16 protein-coding genes are annotated in these 14,711 nt (G+C 66.5%); 7 read left to right on the forward strand and 9 right to left on the reverse strand.

Annotated elements, in window-relative coordinates; translation table 11 throughout:
• Positions 1 to 76 precede the first annotated feature (76 nt).
• Positions 77 to 220, forward strand: a complete 144-nt coding sequence (locus tag AC0QDI_RS22600; protein WP_474672072.1) for a hypothetical protein — start codon at positions 77 to 79, stop codon at positions 218 to 220.
• Between the two features lie 47 nt (positions 221 to 267).
• Here AC0QDI_RS22600 and AC0QDI_RS22605 read toward each other — a convergent pair whose 3' ends face one another.
• Complete coding sequence (locus AC0QDI_RS22605; protein ID WP_474672074.1) at positions 268 to 924, reverse strand: DUF8102 family protein; 657 nt, start codon at positions 922 to 924, stop codon at positions 268 to 270.
• Between the two features lie 92 nt (positions 925 to 1,016).
• Here AC0QDI_RS22605 and AC0QDI_RS22610 point away from each other — a divergent pair, with 92 nt between their 5' ends.
• Complete coding sequence (locus AC0QDI_RS22610; RefSeq protein WP_474672076.1) at positions 1,017 to 3,641, forward strand: efflux RND transporter permease subunit; 2,625 nt, start codon at positions 1,017 to 1,019, stop codon at positions 3,639 to 3,641.
• A gap of 36 nt (positions 3,642 to 3,677) precedes the next feature.
• Here the strand turns inward: AC0QDI_RS22610 and AC0QDI_RS22615 are convergent, their stop codons facing one another.
• Genes AC0QDI_RS22615 through AC0QDI_RS22635 form a run of 5 tightly spaced genes read right to left on the reverse strand, consistent with a single transcriptional unit; the run spans position 3,678 to position 7,350 of the window.
• Positions 3,678 to 4,580, reverse strand: coding sequence for an HFX_2341 family transcriptional regulator (locus tag AC0QDI_RS22615; RefSeq protein ID WP_474672078.1), 903 nt, complete (start codon positions 4,578 to 4,580; stop codon positions 3,678 to 3,680).
• 50 nt (positions 4,581 to 4,630) lie between these two features.
• Positions 4,631 to 4,858, reverse strand: coding sequence for a DUF7860 family protein (locus AC0QDI_RS22620; RefSeq protein WP_474672080.1), 228 nt, complete (start codon positions 4,856 to 4,858; stop codon positions 4,631 to 4,633).
• Positions 4,859 to 4,906: 48 nt separating this feature from the next.
• Positions 4,907 to 5,548, reverse strand: coding sequence for a DUF6517 family protein (locus AC0QDI_RS22625; RefSeq protein WP_474672082.1), 642 nt, complete (start codon positions 5,546 to 5,548; stop codon positions 4,907 to 4,909).
• Positions 5,549 to 5,599: 51 nt separating this feature from the next.
• Positions 5,600 to 7,078, reverse strand: a complete 1,479-nt coding sequence (locus AC0QDI_RS22630) for a sodium:solute symporter family protein (protein ID WP_474672084.1) — start codon at positions 7,076 to 7,078, stop codon at positions 5,600 to 5,602.
• Complete coding sequence (locus tag AC0QDI_RS22635; protein ID WP_474672086.1) at positions 7,075 to 7,350, reverse strand: DUF3311 domain-containing protein; 276 nt, start codon at positions 7,348 to 7,350, stop codon at positions 7,075 to 7,077. The genes AC0QDI_RS22630 and AC0QDI_RS22635 overlap by 4 nt, the downstream gene beginning before the upstream one ends.
• Positions 7,351 to 7,526: 176 nt before the next feature.
• Between AC0QDI_RS22635 and AC0QDI_RS22640 the strand changes: the two genes are divergently transcribed.
• Positions 7,527 to 8,312, forward strand: coding sequence for an ArsR/SmtB family transcription factor (locus AC0QDI_RS22640; protein WP_474672088.1), 786 nt, complete (start codon positions 7,527 to 7,529; stop codon positions 8,310 to 8,312).
• Between the two features lie 171 nt (positions 8,313 to 8,483).
• Here AC0QDI_RS22640 and AC0QDI_RS22645 read toward each other — a convergent pair whose 3' ends face one another.
• Positions 8,484 to 8,816 (reverse strand): hypothetical protein, encoded by a 333-nt coding sequence (locus tag AC0QDI_RS22645; RefSeq protein WP_474672090.1) that lies wholly within the window; start codon positions 8,814 to 8,816, stop codon positions 8,484 to 8,486.
• Between the two features lie 278 nt (positions 8,817 to 9,094).
• Between AC0QDI_RS22645 and rtcA the strand changes: the two genes are divergently transcribed.
• Positions 9,095 to 10,174 carry an RNA 3'-terminal phosphate cyclase gene (gene rtcA, locus AC0QDI_RS22650; protein ID WP_474672092.1) on the forward strand — a complete coding sequence of 360 codons (1,080 nt, stop codon included), beginning with the start codon at positions 9,095 to 9,097 and terminating at the stop codon, positions 10,172 to 10,174.
• Between the two features lie 16 nt (positions 10,175 to 10,190).
• Here rtcA and AC0QDI_RS22655 read toward each other — a convergent pair whose 3' ends face one another.
• The gene (locus AC0QDI_RS22655) at positions 10,191 to 10,439 is read right to left on the reverse strand and encodes a hypothetical protein (protein ID WP_474672094.1); all 249 of its coding nucleotides are present in this window, start codon (positions 10,437 to 10,439) and stop codon (positions 10,191 to 10,193) included.
• A gap of 353 nt (positions 10,440 to 10,792) precedes the next feature.
• Between AC0QDI_RS22655 and AC0QDI_RS22660 the strand changes: the two genes are divergently transcribed.
• Positions 10,793 to 10,993, forward strand: a complete 201-nt coding sequence (locus tag AC0QDI_RS22660; RefSeq protein WP_474672095.1) for a hypothetical protein — start codon at positions 10,793 to 10,795, stop codon at positions 10,991 to 10,993.
• Positions 10,994 to 11,554: 561 nt separating this feature from the next.
• Positions 11,555 to 12,508 (forward strand): bifunctional 2-dehydro-3-deoxygluconokinase/2-dehydro-3-deoxygalactonokinase, encoded by a 954-nt coding sequence (gene kdgK1, locus AC0QDI_RS22665; RefSeq protein WP_474672097.1) that lies wholly within the window; start codon positions 11,555 to 11,557, stop codon positions 12,506 to 12,508.
• A gap of 90 nt (positions 12,509 to 12,598) precedes the next feature.
• Here kdgK1 and AC0QDI_RS22670 read toward each other — a convergent pair whose 3' ends face one another.
• Positions 12,599 to 13,249: a CPBP family intramembrane glutamic endopeptidase gene (locus AC0QDI_RS22670; RefSeq protein WP_474672099.1), complete on the reverse strand. Its 651-nt coding sequence runs from the start codon at positions 13,247 to 13,249 to the stop codon at positions 12,599 to 12,601.
• 164 nt (positions 13,250 to 13,413) lie between these two features.
• Here AC0QDI_RS22670 and AC0QDI_RS22675 point away from each other — a divergent pair, with 164 nt between their 5' ends.
• Positions 13,414 to 14,637, forward strand: coding sequence for a hypothetical protein (locus AC0QDI_RS22675; RefSeq protein WP_474672101.1), 1,224 nt, complete (start codon positions 13,414 to 13,416; stop codon positions 14,635 to 14,637).
• Positions 14,638 to 14,711: the final 74 nt, after the last annotated feature.

The raw sequence follows: 14,711 nt of genomic DNA on the forward strand, positions 1-14,711 counted from the left end.
GTCGCGGGCGTCGTCGGCGCGTCGTCGGCCGAACGCGGGGTTGACTATCGTCCATAGCGCGGTCGTTGCTCGGTAAATGCCGGTCGGCGACAATACATCCGTCGAAACGGGGTGGGGATCGGGGCTACGGAGCCCCTACGAAGACCGCGTCTCGCGGGCCGTCGTTCCGCTCGAGCGAGACGGTGACTGGCATATCGGGTACGTGGCTCGGCGAGCGTGATAGCACTTTCGCCGTCGCGTCGCTGGCGGGTCCTCGAGCGGTTGTCGTCATTCTTCGTCCGCCCGTTCTTCGCTCCCCGCGAGCCGGATCACCGCCTTCGCGTCGGTCACGGCGGTCAGTTCGCCCTCGAGATACGCCGCCAGCCGCTCGAGGAACTCGTCCGCTGCATCGTCCGCCCTGACGAGCGAGATTCGATCCAGCGCGGTCGGGTCGTACTCGCCCTGCATGACGAGGGAGAACAGCTCCCGCGGGGTGACCGGATCGCCGGCCTCGAGCCGCGAAACGGTCTCTGCGAGCGACGATCCGACGCTCGTCTCGACGTCGAACGTGACGTCCACTGAGACGGTCGCGTTCTCGTCGGTCGCCGCGAGGTACTCCTCGGAGCTCCGAACGGCCGGCTCGAGGACCTCCTCGAAGTCGACGCCGTAGCGATCGAGTCCCAGGTAGACGAAGGCGATCGCCGCGCGGAGCCCGTCGAGGAATTCCTCGTCGGTCGCGGTTCGTTCGAACACCTGTCGGCGGTCCTTCTCGGGGAGCGTGTGCAAGAGGAGGTCGAAGTCGAGGGCCGCAGCGTGTATTCGACGGCGGATCCGCGCCTCCGCGTTCCGCTTCGATTGCTCGTGGCTCATCTCGCGCTCGCCGAGCAGGTAGCCGCGGTCGGCGGGACTGAGCACGCCGCGTTCGCGGTTGGTATCCGTATTCATAATCGGAAACCGATTATATAAAACCGGATTCTATCCGAAACACTATGAAGATCCCGGTCCGATACCGGACAGTGATCGAGCGTGAGTGACGGATGAGCGGATCCCTGGGAGACCGGTACGCGGACGCGATCGTCTCACACAGCCGGCTGGTCGTCGTCCTCGTTCTGGTGCTGACCGCCGTCGTCGCCGGCGGCGCGGCGATCGGGGAGCCCGAAGACGGCGAGATCGGTCAGTTCGAGACCGAATCCGCCGAGACCGACGCGCTCGAGGAGATCGAAGCCACGTACGGCACCGACGACGCGATCGTCTCGCAAGTGGTCATCCGCGACGAGGGTGGCGACGTGCTCACGCGCGAGTCGCTGCTCGAGGGACTCTACCTACAGCGCGCCGTCCGCGAGGACGGCGCCCTGAACGCGACGCTCGAGGAGCGCGGGTTCGTCGGCCTCGAGAACGTCGTCGCGACGGCTGCCGCATACGAAGACCGAGCGGACGCGACCGACGGTCGGTCGAGCGCGGGCGAGCCCACGCTCGAGGAGGGGATCACGGCCCTCGAGTCCCGCTCGGACGAGGAGGTCGAGGCGCTACTCGCCCGCGTGCTCGAGCCGGATTCCGACTCCGACGGTGGCGACCGTCCCGAACGGAACCAAGCCGCGGATCCGTACGAATTCCTCCCCGCAGACTACGATCCGGGGACGACCACCGCGGACGCGCGTATCACGTTCCTTTTCCAGGCTGACGACAGCGGGACCGGCGAGGACCCGCAGGCCGCCTACGACGCCCAGGTCGAGATCGCGGACCGCGTCGACGAGCGGTTCGACGACGCGTTCGTCTTCGGCCAAGGGATCACGGACGAGGCGTCGTCGAACGCCGTCGGCGACAGCTTCGCGATCATCACGCCGGTCGCGCTCGTGCTCGTGCTGGTCGTCCTCGGGGTCACCTACCGCGACGTCGTCGACGTGCTCCTCGGCCTCGTCGGGATCGCGGTCGTGATGGCCTGGCTCGCGGGGATCATCGGCTGGCTCGAGATCCCGACGAGTCAACTGCTCATCGCCGTCCCCTTCCTCCTGATCGGACTGGGGATCGACTACTCGCTGCACGTCGTGATGCGCTACCGTGAGGCGAGGGCGGGACCGGACGAGGAAGGGGGATCGGTCGAGGGCGAGGCGAAACGCGCGACCGAATACGCCGACGGTGGGTCGCGAGGACCGCGGGGCGGGATGCGTCTCGGACTCGCGAGCGTCGTCCTCGCGCTCGGAGCGGCGACGGTTTCGACGGCCGTCGGCTTCCTCTCGAACGTTGTCAGCCCGCTCCCGGCGATTCAGGATTTCGCCGTGTTGAGCGCCGGGGGGATCCTCGCGACGTTCGTCGCCTTCGCGGTTTTCGTGCCGGCGCTCAAGGTCGAACTCGACGACGTCCTCGAGAACCGATTCGGTCGAGACCGGGCGCTGCCGCCGTTCGGAACGGGAGCGGGACTCGTCAATCGCGGCCTGTCGAGAGTGGTGGGGGCGGTCCGGCGGGCACCGATCGCGATCGTCCTCGTCGCCTTCCTCCTCGCCGCCGGCGGGGCCTACGGCGCGACGGGCATCGACACGGAGTTCAATCAGGCGGATTTCCTCCCCGAGGATGCGCCGGCGTGGGCGAAGTCCCTGCCCGGCCCGCTCGCACCCGACACGTACACGATCAGCGACGACGCCGCCTACCTCGGCGACAACTTCGCCGAACGCGGCGAGGGGAGTCGGACACAGGTACTGATACGCGGAACCGTGACCGATCCCGAGACGCTCAGGGCCGTCGACGGTGCGACCGCTGCGATCGACGACGACGGGACGATCGTCGTCCGGTCGAACGGCGAGGCCGCGATCGGGGGGCCGCCGTCGGTCATTCGCGAACTGGCCGCCGAAAACGAGACCGTCGCCGCCGCCCTCGAGGCGCGAGACACGGACGGTGACGGACTCCCGGACGAAGACGTCGTCGGCTTTTACGACGTGCTCTTCGACGTCGATCCGAATCGCGCCGGGGACGTCCTGTATCGGACGGACGACGGATCGTACGAGTCCGCGCGGCTCCTCGTGAGCGTTCGGGGCGACGCCGCCGCCCAGACGGTCGCCGACGACACGCGGAGCCTGGCAGCCGAAATCGAATCGAACGGTCCCGTCACGGCGGTCGCGACCGGCGGTCCCGTCACGACGGCCGTGATCCAGGACGCGCTGCTCGAGACGCTGATCCAGGCGTTCGCGGTCACGCTGGTCGTGATCTTCGTCTTCCTGACGCTGCTGTACTGGGTCCGCCACGGGACCCTCTCGCTGGGTGCGGTCACGCTTGCGCCCGTCGTCATCGCGCTCGCGTGGTTGCTCGGAGCGATGGCGGTACTGGAGCTGCCGTTCAACAGCGAGACCGCCGTCATCACCAGTCTCGCGATCGGACTGGGGGTCGATTACAGCATCCACGTGGGAGAGCGCTTCGTCGCGGAGCGAGACGAGCGAGAGTCGCTCGACGACGCGCTCGCCGCGACGATCACCGGCACTGGCGGGGCGCTGCTCGGCAGCGCGGCGACGACGGCGGCCGGCTTCGGGGTCCTCGCACTGGCGCTTTCGCCGCCGCTTCAGCGGTTCGGACTGGTGACGGGGCTGAGCATCGTCTTCGCGTTCGTCGCCTGCCTCACCGTCTTACCCTGTCTGCTCGTGCTCCGTGAGCGGCTGCTCGAGCGGCGGGCCTGACCTCGGATTCGCAGAGCGAATCGAGTGACGGTGTCGTCACTCGTCGGTATCGTCGGAGTGTGCCCGCACCCACAACTGGCCGATTCGCGACAGCCGCGTCCGGTAGGATTTGCCGTGTTCTTCGCGTTCGATGTACCCCTTGCCGCCGGGGCCCAGCCGGTCGACGTTGTAGATGACCTTCGATCGGAAGCTGTCGGTGTACTCCTCGTTCAACTCGCGGGCCAGCGACTCGGCGAGTTCCGAGACGGAGTCGAACTCGCCGTCCTCGCCGAGCTTGTACAGAATGAGTTCCTCGAAGGGCTTGACGTTCGAAAAGGAGGCGACCGGTAACTCGACGATGTGCTTGCCGTCGATCTCCTTCGCGCCGATCGTCGTTCCGCGCTCGTCGAACTCGGCTAACAGATCGCGAGCGCTCTCGAGGCGCGTCGCGATCCGGTCGTCTTCGAGCTCCTCGCCGTCCGATCGGAGCGCCTCGAGCAGCGCGATCTGTTCGCGAAGCTCCTCGGCGAGTTCGGTCTCGAGGTACTTCTCGGGAGCGGTGTAGTAGGTGTGGATCCCCTCGCGGTCCTCCTGCCGTTCGACCATCAGCGAGTGGGCCGCGTTGGCGAACGCGAAGCTCACGGTCCGGGGCATCGCGGCGACGTTGACCCAGACCTCGTTGCCGTCATCGAGCTCCGCCGTGATGAGCTCGTAGGCCTGCTCGAAGGCGTCGTCATAGTTGTACACGTCCTCGAGGACGAACCGCTCCGTCCGGGCACCCAGCAGGTTCTCGAAGTCCGTCTCGAGTTTCTCCGAGAGGTGCCGCGAGTACTCGACGTTGGCCTCGCTGCCGACGGCCCCCTCGAGCAGGATGACGCTGTCGACGTCGATCTGATCGCGCACCAGCGGCGCGATCAGCCGGTCGTAGTCGAAGCCGACCGGAACGATGTGGGTTTGCATGGTCGACAGTGAGGCAGGGGCGGTTACAAAACCACCGAGTCGTCGTCCGGCTACTCGGTCAGCGGCATGATGATGCCGAACACGAACGGCGAGGCGAACCCGATGGCGAAGCCGATGATCGTCAGTGCGAAAAACAGCGTGTTCTCCCACTGGGGAAGGGAGCCGAACATCGCGTGCCCGACTAGTTCGCTGCCCGTGCCGATCACGAAGAGGGCGAGCCCGAGAAAGAAACCCGTCTTCGCCAGTTCCGGGTAATCACGGCCGCTGTAGTGTGCCATATCGGCGGATCGACGCTCAATTAGTTAATTCCTTCGACACGAGGACAATCAGTCGTCGGTCGCGGCCTCGAGTTCGAGTCCCCGGAACAGGTCCACGATCGCCTCCCGATCGCGGGCGGGATCGACGTCGAGGGCGGCCGCGAGCAATTCCGCACCGTCGGGGGCCTCGAGCGGCAGTAGGCCGCCGGCCATCACGTACGCGTCGGCGGCGGGCCAGACGGCGACGTGGGCCTCGGCGTTGAGCGGTGTCGTTTCGGGGTTTCCTTCTCCGCCGTCGGTCGCCGCGCCCGAATCAGTCGGATACGCGACCTCGAGCACGGTGAGATGGCCGATGGCCCCGTCCGGTCGATCGATGTATTCGTTCGCGCGTTCCGCGCCGACCGCGATCCCGTCGTCTTCGATCGTGTCGACGAACTGGTCGCGGGCTTTCGGGGCCGCCATCTCGAGGGCGTCGGCCGAGGAGAGCCCGATAGCGGATAAAGAGGGGCTGATCTGCAGATCGACGGTGAACAGCGATCGAGCCGGGATCTCGCCGCCGGAACGGAGCCGCTCGAGGGCGTCGGCGGTCGGCCGGTGTTCGAAGACTGTCGTCTCGGCGGTGACCGTTGCCAGCGAGAGACTGCGTTCGTCGGTTCGGTCGCCGAGGCGACGCCAGTCGTCGGCGACGGCGGGCGGCAGGTCGATAGCCATTGCCGACGCGTACGCCGGCCGGGCCTTTCGGCGTGGCGGTTCCGGTCCCGATCAGTCCGCGCCCAACCCGTCGAAGTAGATCGCGCGCCGCTCGTCGGCCGCCGGCGACGTGAGAAGCGAGACGAGGACCGTAACGACCAATCCGAGTCCCATCCCGACGATGCCGGCCGTCCAGCCCGCGTAGGTACCCGGGACGAACGCGAAGAAGAGACTCGAGATGTAGAAGAGCTGACTAACGACGATGCCGGCGGTGATGCCGGTTCGCGTAACCGTCCGCCAGTAGAGTGCAAGCAAGACCGGCAGCGCGAGCTGGGCGAAGCCGCTGAAGGCCGCCTCGCCGAGTTCGAACAGCCCAGCCGGCTGGAACAGACTGCCGACGAACGCCGCGCTCGCGAAGACGACGACCCCGCCGCGAGCCAGCAGATCCTCTCGGCGATCTGAGAGATCCCGCTCGACGAACGGCCGGTAGAGGTCCCGCGTGAAGTACGACGACCCCGACAACAACATCGAGTCCGAGGACGACATCATCGCGGCCATCGCGCCGGCGATGACGAGCGCGGCGAACCAGGTCGGGGTGTACTCCGCGAGGACCAGCGGCAGGACGTTCGCACCTTCCGGAACCGCGACCTCGAGGCCGGCGGCCCACGCGCCGAGCATGAACGAGGGGACGAAGAGGAGGACGCAGAGGATCGGCCAGAGGGCGAAGGAGCGCTTGAGCACCGTTTTCGAGCCCGCGGCGAAGAAGCGCTGGTTGACCTGCGGGAACATCGCGACGCCGAAGCCGATCGTGATCGCCGTCGAGAGGATCATCTGGGGCGTGTAGTAGCCGCTGCCCAGCGAGAGGAACTCGCCGGTCTCCGGGTTCGACGCGAGGGCCTCGGTCGCAGCGCTGGGGCCGCCGACGGCCGCGAGAACCCACAGCAACGCGACCCAGGTCGTGATCAGCATGAACGCGCCCTGCAGCGTGTCGGTCCAGGCGATCCCGCGCATTCCGGCGGCGACGACGTAGAGGATCATGAACGCCGTGATCAGCCCGGCTCCCGCGGCGTAGGGGACCGCGCCCTCGGTCAGCGCCTCGAGCGCGGTGCCCGCTCCGACCTGCTGGAGCATGACGTACGGAAAGAGCCAGAGGAGGCTGACGCCGGCGACGAGGCCGCGGAGCCACCGCGATCCGAAGCGATCGCCGAGCATCTCGCCGAGCGTGACGTAGCCGTAGCGCCGGCCGAGCAGCCACTGCTTGTAGCCGATCACGTACCAGAGAACGGCGAAGATGATGCCGTCCATCAGCCCCATGACCAGGATCCACTCGGGCCCCTGCGCGTAGGCGATGTTCGGCCCGGCGAAGAAGGTAAACGCCGACAGCAGCGTCGCGAACGTCGTAAACAGCAGGACGACCGTCCCGAGCGTTCTGCTCGCGAGGTAGAAGTCCTCGGCGGTGCGATCGGTCAGCCGGTAGGCGACCAATCCGACCGCGAGCGCGATCAGGAGGTAGCCCACGATGATCGTCAGTTGGATCGTGACCGCCCTCACGGCGAGTCACCTCCGAGGCCCGTCCGCTGCTCGGGATCGGCCCGTTCCGGCGGCTCGCTCGAGTCGCCCGCCGTTTCGATACCGATTCCCCACGCGCGCTGAGTGAATACCCAGAAGACGATCGACGTGACTCCCATCCAGCCGACGTGCCACCAGAGCCACACCGGCAGGCCGGCGACGACGGTCGCCGACCCCCACAGGAACCACGGCACCGCCAGTCCGGCGAGGACGACCGCGACCGCGATCCAGCTCCCCAGTTCGGTTCGGCGCATACGCGAGGGTTCGTCCCAACGTGGGTAGTTCTTACTGTTCGATCTCCGACATCGAAGAGAATTGTTCATCGGTTCCGAACAGCGGTCACGTCCGTCGATTTCACCTAGCTACAATCGATTTTTCACCGAGGAAAAAGGGTATATGAGTTTGACAGCAAGTAGCTACTGAACTCTATATGGCTCGGTTGTTCCCCTTTCGCTCCGAGACGGCCGCCCAAGAGGGCCAACCCCGCGTCGTCGACCTCGAGGGCGAGGACGCCGACGCGGTCTTCAGCGCCCTCTCCTCGACGACGGCCCGACGGATCTACGCGCGTCTCGACGAGGACCCCGGGACGCCGAGCGACGTCGCCGACGCGGTCGACTCGTCGATCCAGAACGTTCGCTACCACCTCGAGAACCTCGAGGGCGCGGGTCTCGTCGAGGTAGTCGACACCTGGTACTCATCGCGGGGCAACGAGATGAGCGTCTACGCGACGACGGACGGGCCGCTGATCGTGACGAGCGACGAGTCGACGGCGACGAAGCTCAAGGAGGCGCTCTCCCGGCTGATCGGTGGCGTCGCCGTGCTCGCGGGCGGGAGTCTGCTGGTTCAGCACGCGCTTACGCGCTGGCTCGCGCCGACGGGAGCGGACGACGGCGGATCGCAGCCGGCGAGTGACGCCGGATCTCAGCCGACGGGTGGCGGGGGGACAACTGGCGGAGCGGAAAACGGCTCGAGCGGCGGAGACGTCGGAATCTCCGACGTGAACGGAACTGAGGGGTCGAGTAGCGGCGATGCGGGCACGTCCGGCTCGGCGCTCGATAGCGGCAACGAGACGGCCCAGAACGCGTCCGACGGCGGCGTGGAGGCGGCGGAGGCGGTGTTCCAAACCGTTCCGCCGGGATTACTCTTCTTCCTCGGCGGGCTCGTCGTTTTGCTCGCGGTGGTACTCTACTGGTACTGGTACCGCCCGACGTACTGATGCCCCAGCAGTTCGATCCGTCCTTTTGCTCAGACGGGACAAGTACTGACTCGTGCGCCCGTCAATACTGTTGAAGTCTGTTACTATAGCCGCGAAACGTGTAGTGGATGAGTTCACTGGCGCAGTATGTAGAGTCGCGTAGAGACGGTTCAGTTCAGTCCACAGTATTCCTCAATTCACCTCTTCTACCGTCACTGGTCCTTCAAAACTGGCGTAGCCGAGGATGAGGAACAGCATGATAAGTATCCCGGCCAGGACGGTGAACGCGACGGTCCAGTTTCGTTGATCCCTCGGAGACATGTTCCAGCGGTTAGCAGCCCATCTCGTCGATACCATCCCCGCAAGGAAGAGTGACGCACCGATCGCTCCAATATGAATACCGGCAAATAACGAATCCTGTAGGAACAAAACTCCTAACGCGACAACTGTTGCTCCAACGAGCATCGCCAGGGCCGGTAACACGCGGAACGTACTCCCGGTTTCAGTGGCTCTTTCTGGACACATTACTGTATCGTCAAAGGAGATCCGCTTCAACCTTTGGATGAGCAGCCAACTGGCTGGATAGATCGATAGAGATACTGCCGGTTTCAGGTTTATCCGATCCGTAACAGACGCGCGCTCTCTCTTGGACGCTGCCACGAAACCGATGCTAGTTTATATAAATCTGACAACAGTATGCGCGTCTATTGAACGGTCAGTTCGCCATAGTTCGGTCGAAACCGAGATGAGCGGGACGAACCGGTGTCGGCACTGGTAGGTGACTCGAGGTCGTACCGCCGAGCATGAGCGCGCCTCTGACGCTGGACGGCTCGAGCGCCGGCGGCCAGTTCCTCCGAACGGCGCTCGCGCTGTCAGTGCTCGAAAACGAGCCGGTCCGCCTCGAGAGCGTCCGCGGCGACCGGTCGACGCCCGGACTCCGCCACCAGCATCTGGCGGTGCTCGAGACGATGGCCGAACTGTGCGACGCCGACGTCTCGGGTGCGGAGCTGGGCGCGGAGACGGTCGAGTTCGAGCCGGGGCTCGCGGGCGGCGACGCGAACACGGCGGTCGGGACTAGACTCGAGGGCGGCAGCTACGCCGTCGACATCGGCACTGCGGGCAGCGTCACGCTGCTGTGCAACGCCCTGTTGCCCCTGGCGACGGTCCTCGAGTCGCCGCTGTCGGTGACGGTCACCGGCGGGACGGACGTGGCGTGGTCGCCGCCGCTGGACTACTTCCGGCACGTCAAACTCCCGCTGGTCCGCCGATTCGGTCTCGAGGCCGCCTGCGAGGTCGATCGTCGGGGGTTCTACCCCGACGGCGGCGGCGCGGTAACGCTCCGGCTCGCGCCCTCGAGCCTCGAGCGGATCGACCTCCTCGAGCGGGGGTCACTCGAGGGGCTCCGCATCTATTCGACCGAGTCGGAATCGCTGGCGGACCGCGACGTTGCCCACCGGCAGGCCGAGGGAGCGCTCGAGCGGCTGGAAGGCGAGTCCGATCTCGAGGTACTCGAGCGCCGTGAGACGACCGCGGCGAGTCCCTCGCCCGGCTCCGCGCTGGTGCTCCGAGTCGATCACGGGACCGGCGTCGCCGGGTTTACGGCTCTCGGCGAGCGCGGTAAACCGGCCGAGCGCGTGGGCGAGGACGCCGCCGACGCCGCGAATCGCTTCCTCGAGGGCTCCGCGCCGGTCGATCGGCACATGGCCGATCAGTTGCTCGTCTTGCTAGCGGTTGCTGGTGGGCGAGTCCGGGTACCGGCCGTGACCGATCATCTCGAGGCGGGGTGTGCGTTACTCGAGGCGTTCGGAGTCGACGCGGGGCTCGAGCGGGAGACTGAAACGGCGGTGGTGTCGGTCGAGTCGCCGCTGGACGAGGGTCAGTAGGTCGTCGCTTCTGGGGTTACTGCCGGTCTCGGTTCAGCAGCCCCGCCAGCACGACCAGCAGGAGAATCACGAGGAGACCGCCCCCTATGACTGCGAGCGCGAACATCGGGTCTGCGGGCTCGACGTTCAGGCCCGCGAGCGGAAGCGTTCCCAGATACGCTACGATTTCGGTGCTCGCGACGGTGAGGCCGATGAACGCGATAGCGAGCCCCGCGAAGAGGAGCTGGTAGTCGAACCACGTTTTGAGTCCGTCCGATGACACCATCTGGGAACGTGTTGGGACAGCGACGATATAGCTGTTCGGTCGGTTCGGCATCCGTCCGCGCGAATCGCCGACTCGAGCACAGTTAAATAATACGACCCTTGCAGTAGATATAAATAACGACGAGTCAACAATCCAACCGGAAGCCGACTCTCCAAACGCGCGAGCGGAGGGGGCTGCATCGAAATGCCCCGGGTGATACCAGCACCCGAGACGCGGCTTCCAAGCGGACGCTTCGAAGCCATGTTTGCGTTGATTCTACCGGGATATAAACGTCCCGCACGACCGCGGAATCGCCCGATACGAGTAGCCTCGAGTTCGGTATCATCCTCGAGACGGATCGGAGGTCGCGGGGGATGAGCCGCGACGGCGAGGCGAGCGACGAGACGAGGAGCGGCGACCGGGAGCGGGACGACGAGGAGTCGTCGTTTCCCGACTGCCCGCGCTGTGGCGAGCCGGTGTTGATCTCGGTCGCGCGTGGTCCGCACACCGGCTCCGTCGGTCCCTGCGGCTGTTCGGTGCCACCGGAGCTGTTTCCGGAGTTGCGCGGCGACTAACTCGGGGGCCCGGCTCGAGCCCCGGCGGTCAGCCGGTCGGCTCGGAAACGGCGGCCTCGAGTGCTTCTCGTTCCCTATTTGGAGTGGATCGACGAGTTCCTGCGACCGTGGCGACAGGGAATCGCCACGCCCTCCCCAGCCGATTGCTACTCACGGGCCGAAGGCCCGTTCGTATGGTTCGCGGGACCGTCGGTTCCGCGCTAACGCTCAGTCGCTTTGCTCCTTCGCTCATCCACATGAAGACGCTTCGCGTCTTCCAAGCCTTCGTTCACTGCGTCTGCTCACGGGTGCAAAGCACCCGTTCGCATGGTATGCGGGACCGTCGGTCCCGCACTATTCACGAAGACCTCGCGCGTCGTCGAGCAGACGGTTCGCCGTCGGCGAACCGTCGCCCAGCGCACGCCACCGCTACCGGCTGGCCGACGGGAACTGAAACGTGCCCGCTCGAGCGTACTTTTGCGTTGGCAGACCGCCATAACTTATAGCAACGCCGTCCCTTGAGTGGGGTATGACCGAGGGACACACCGCAGTTCCCACCCGAACGATCCGGGGGGCCGACCGGTGAGCGACATCGTCACCTTCGGGGAGACGATGCTCCGGCTGTCGCCGCCGGGGCACGAGCGCCTCGAGAACGCCGACGAGTTCGAGGTTCGAGCCGCCGGCGCCGAGAGCAACGTGGCCATCGCGGCCGACCGGTTGGGAGCCGACGCGACCTGGCTCTCCAAGGTCCCCGAGACGGCGCTCGGTCGGCGCGTCGTCACCGAACTCCGAGGCCACGGGATCGAAACGGACGTCGTCTGGAGCCACCGCGGTCGACAGGGGACGTACTACCTCGAGCAGGCGGGCAAACCGCGCGGGACGAACGTGATCTACGACCGGGAGAACACCGCGGTCGCGACGGCGGAGGCCCGCGAATTCGACATCGACCGGATTCAGGACGCCCGGGTCTTCTTTACGACCGGGATCACGCCCGCGCTTTCCACGACCCTCCGGGACACGACGCTGAATCTACTCAAAGCGGCCCGCAAAGGCGGGACGACGACCGCGTTCGACTTCAACTACCGACGCAAACTCTGGTCGCCCGACGAGGCCAGGGAGACGCTGACGAAGCTGTTCCCGGGAATCGACGTTCTCGTGATCGCCGCCCGGGACGCGCGGACCGTCCTCGGGTTCGAGGGCGACCCGCGCCAGCTCGCGCACAAGCTCGGCTCGCAGTACGACTTCACCACCGTCGTCGTCACTCGCGGCGCCGAGGGCGCGGTCGGCTGGCACGACAGCGTCGTCCACGACCACGACGCCTACGAGACCGACACCGTCGACCCGATCGGCACCGGGGACGCATTCACGGGGGCGTTCATCGCCCGCCGGCTCGAGGGTGACGACGTTCCGGACGCCCTCGAGTACGCCGCGGCGACGGCGGCGCTCAAGCGGACGATCCCCGGCGACGTCGCGCTCGTCACGGCCGACGAGGTCGAGCGACTCGTCAAAGACGGCGGCGAAGCGATCTCGCGATAGCGAGGCGCCGCGGTTGAGGGCTGCGGATGGGTCTCGGCTCCCGGCGTTTCCCCGCGCCGTTTCGGACTATCGACGGACGGGCGCGAATTCTCAACTGAAGAAGTACGCGAGTACGCCGACGAGATCGATGACGACGTGTCCCGAGACGACGGGAACGAGCGAGCGGACGCGGACGTAGACCGCGGTAATGAAGAGGGCCGCGACCGCGATCTGAAGCAGGTTTCCGGACGGATATCCCGAACCGACGTGGGCGACGGTAAAGAGCGCCCACGTGAGCCCGCCGGCTGCCAATGGCCCGTAGCCGGCGTCGATCAACCGTTCGATCGGATAGCCGCGGTACATGATCTCCTCGGTGATTCCGGCGGTGATAGCGCTGACGATCCCGACGGCGAGCGACGGCTGTGCGAGCCCCTGTTCGGTCGGCAGACCCAGCGCGGTGACGAGCGGATCGGTGAGGGCGAACACGCCGACGACGGCGGCGATGAGGAACAGTGCCCAACCGATGTCGCGCAGCCGTGGCCGAACGACTCCGATCGACGTCAGCGAGTCCGACTCGAAGCGAACGACGATGACGAGCAAGGTCGCGACGATTCCCCACTTGATCGCGTCGCCGACGAGCGGGCGGGTAACGGTTCCCGACGTCGAGAGCAACGGCGGGACGAACAGTGCGAGGACGAATCCGATTACCGTCGCGGGCCGCGTGAGGCGATCGGCGTCGTCGGGAAGCACCTGCAGCGACATCCCGGTTCGGACGTATTCATCGATCTCAAAAACGATTTGCGTCGGCCGCTGGACGACCGTGCCCAAGCGACCGTGCAGTCGCGATGAGAACCGACCGACGATCGCCGACAGTTGGACGGTTCTGTCAGAAGCGCCTTTATACACCGCTCCGATCCGTCGAGTGCATGAATCGAATCACGGTCGTCGTACTCGCACTCCTCGTCACGACGGCGGCTCTCCCGCTCGCCGTCGTCGGCGTGAACGCGGGCACAGCATCGTCCTCCCAACAGAACGACGGTACCGACGCGAGCGCCTACGCCGGCACGCACGTTACCTTCGACACCTCGAGCAACGCCGTCGTCGACTACAGCATCGACGGCGAGCGCGTGTTCGAGAACGTGAGCGTCGCCTCTCAGAGCGACCACCAGAGTCGAACCGGGTTCGGCTCGAACGCCGAGCTCGACGCCGTGGTGAACCTCTCCGGACTCGGCCTCGAGCTCGCGGCCCAGTCCGAGACGCGCGCCGAGATCGCGACCGACGGCTCCGCGTCGCTGTCGGCCCACGACAGCGATCGCGGCATTCTGACCGTCGATGCCGGCGGCGAGGCCCAGTACGTCGAAGCTGACCTCGCGGCCGACGCGACGGCCGAGGCCGAGAGCGACGATCGCGTCGTCGTCGATAGCGGCGAGCGCACCGGCGCGTTCGTCGTCGTCGGCGACGGCGACGTGACCGTCAACGAGGAGGGGAACGTCCTCGCCGACCTCGAGAGCGACTCGACGCTCGTCTTCCGCTCGTACGCCGAGGGCGAGCGCGACGAGTCCGCGAAAGAACAGGAATCGCTGATCGCCGACGGCACGGCGACGGCCGAGGTCTACGCCGAGAAACGCGACGGCGAGCGCGTTGCGGACGTCGCGACCTATGGCCAGGACATCACCGTCGAGACCGCCGCCGAAAGCCAAGAGCGCCTCGAGATGACCGTTGAACGCGCGCAGCACGACGGAACGGTCGTCATCACGAGCGTCTCCGAGGCCGCCGTCGCGGGGGCCGAGAGCGCCGACGACCTCGCGGTGACCGTCGACGGCGAGGCCGCCGCGCAGGCCTCCTCGTACGGCGAACTCGCGGGCGGCATCGGGAGCGACCAGTCCCGCTACATGGTGACCCAGTCCGGCGACGCCTCGGCGACGGCCGACGTGCTCGTGGCGGTCAACCACTTCTCGGAGCGAGATGTGGTGATCCAGAGCGCCGACGGTGACGATTCGGACGGAGACGGTTCCGACGGTGATGGTTCCGACGATACCGATTCCGACGATGACGACGCCGCCAATGGCGACGACAGCGTCCCCGGATTCGGTGCCGGAGCCGCGCTGGTCGCCCTGCTGACCGGGACCGCCGCCCGGATCCGACGGTAACGAACCGGCCCCGACCTCCCGCGTTTTGGATCTTTCAGCCGCGTTTTCGATCCGCCAGAACGGACACTCCGAAC

This window comes from Natrinema sp. LJW11, from assembly GCF_056135975.1.

Excerpts from the sequence above, each read along its gene's own strand:
- AC0QDI_RS22660 (WP_474672095.1), top strand. The coding sequence starts at position 10,793 with ATGAGCCGCGACGGCGAGGCGAGCGACGAGACGAGGAGCGGCGACCGG.
- AC0QDI_RS22605 (WP_474672074.1), bottom strand. The coding sequence starts at position 924 with ATGAATACGGATACCAACCGCGAACGCGGCGTGCTCAGTCCCGCCGAC.
- AC0QDI_RS22640 (WP_474672088.1), top strand. The coding sequence starts at position 7,527 with ATGGCTCGGTTGTTCCCCTTTCGCTCCGAGACGGCCGCCCAAGAGGGC.
- AC0QDI_RS22625 (WP_474672082.1), bottom strand. The coding sequence starts at position 5,548 with ATGGCTATCGACCTGCCGCCCGCCGTCGCCGACGACTGGCGTCGCCTC.
- AC0QDI_RS22610 (WP_474672076.1), top strand. The coding sequence starts at position 1,017 with ATGAGCGGATCCCTGGGAGACCGGTACGCGGACGCGATCGTCTCACAC.
- AC0QDI_RS22670 (WP_474672099.1), bottom strand. The coding sequence starts at position 13,249 with ATGTCGCTGCAGGTGCTTCCCGACGACGCCGATCGCCTCACGCGGCCC.
- AC0QDI_RS22655 (WP_474672094.1), bottom strand. The coding sequence starts at position 10,439 with ATGGTGTCATCGGACGGACTCAAAACGTGGTTCGACTACCAGCTCCTC.
- AC0QDI_RS22635 (WP_474672086.1), bottom strand. The coding sequence starts at position 7,350 with ATGCGCCGAACCGAACTGGGGAGCTGGATCGCGGTCGCGGTCGTCCTC.
- AC0QDI_RS22645 (WP_474672090.1), bottom strand. The coding sequence starts at position 8,816 with ATGTGTCCAGAAAGAGCCACTGAAACCGGGAGTACGTTCCGCGTGTTA.
- rtcA (WP_474672092.1), top strand. The coding sequence starts at position 9,095 with ATGAGCGCGCCTCTGACGCTGGACGGCTCGAGCGCCGGCGGCCAGTTC.
- AC0QDI_RS22675 (WP_474672101.1), top strand. The coding sequence starts at position 13,414 with ATGAATCGAATCACGGTCGTCGTACTCGCACTCCTCGTCACGACGGCG.
- AC0QDI_RS22615 (WP_474672078.1), bottom strand. The coding sequence starts at position 4,580 with ATGCAAACCCACATCGTTCCGGTCGGCTTCGACTACGACCGGCTGATC.
- AC0QDI_RS22600 (WP_474672072.1), top strand. The coding sequence starts at position 77 with ATGCCGGTCGGCGACAATACATCCGTCGAAACGGGGTGGGGATCGGGG.
- AC0QDI_RS22620 (WP_474672080.1), bottom strand. The coding sequence starts at position 4,858 with ATGGCACACTACAGCGGCCGTGATTACCCGGAACTGGCGAAGACGGGT.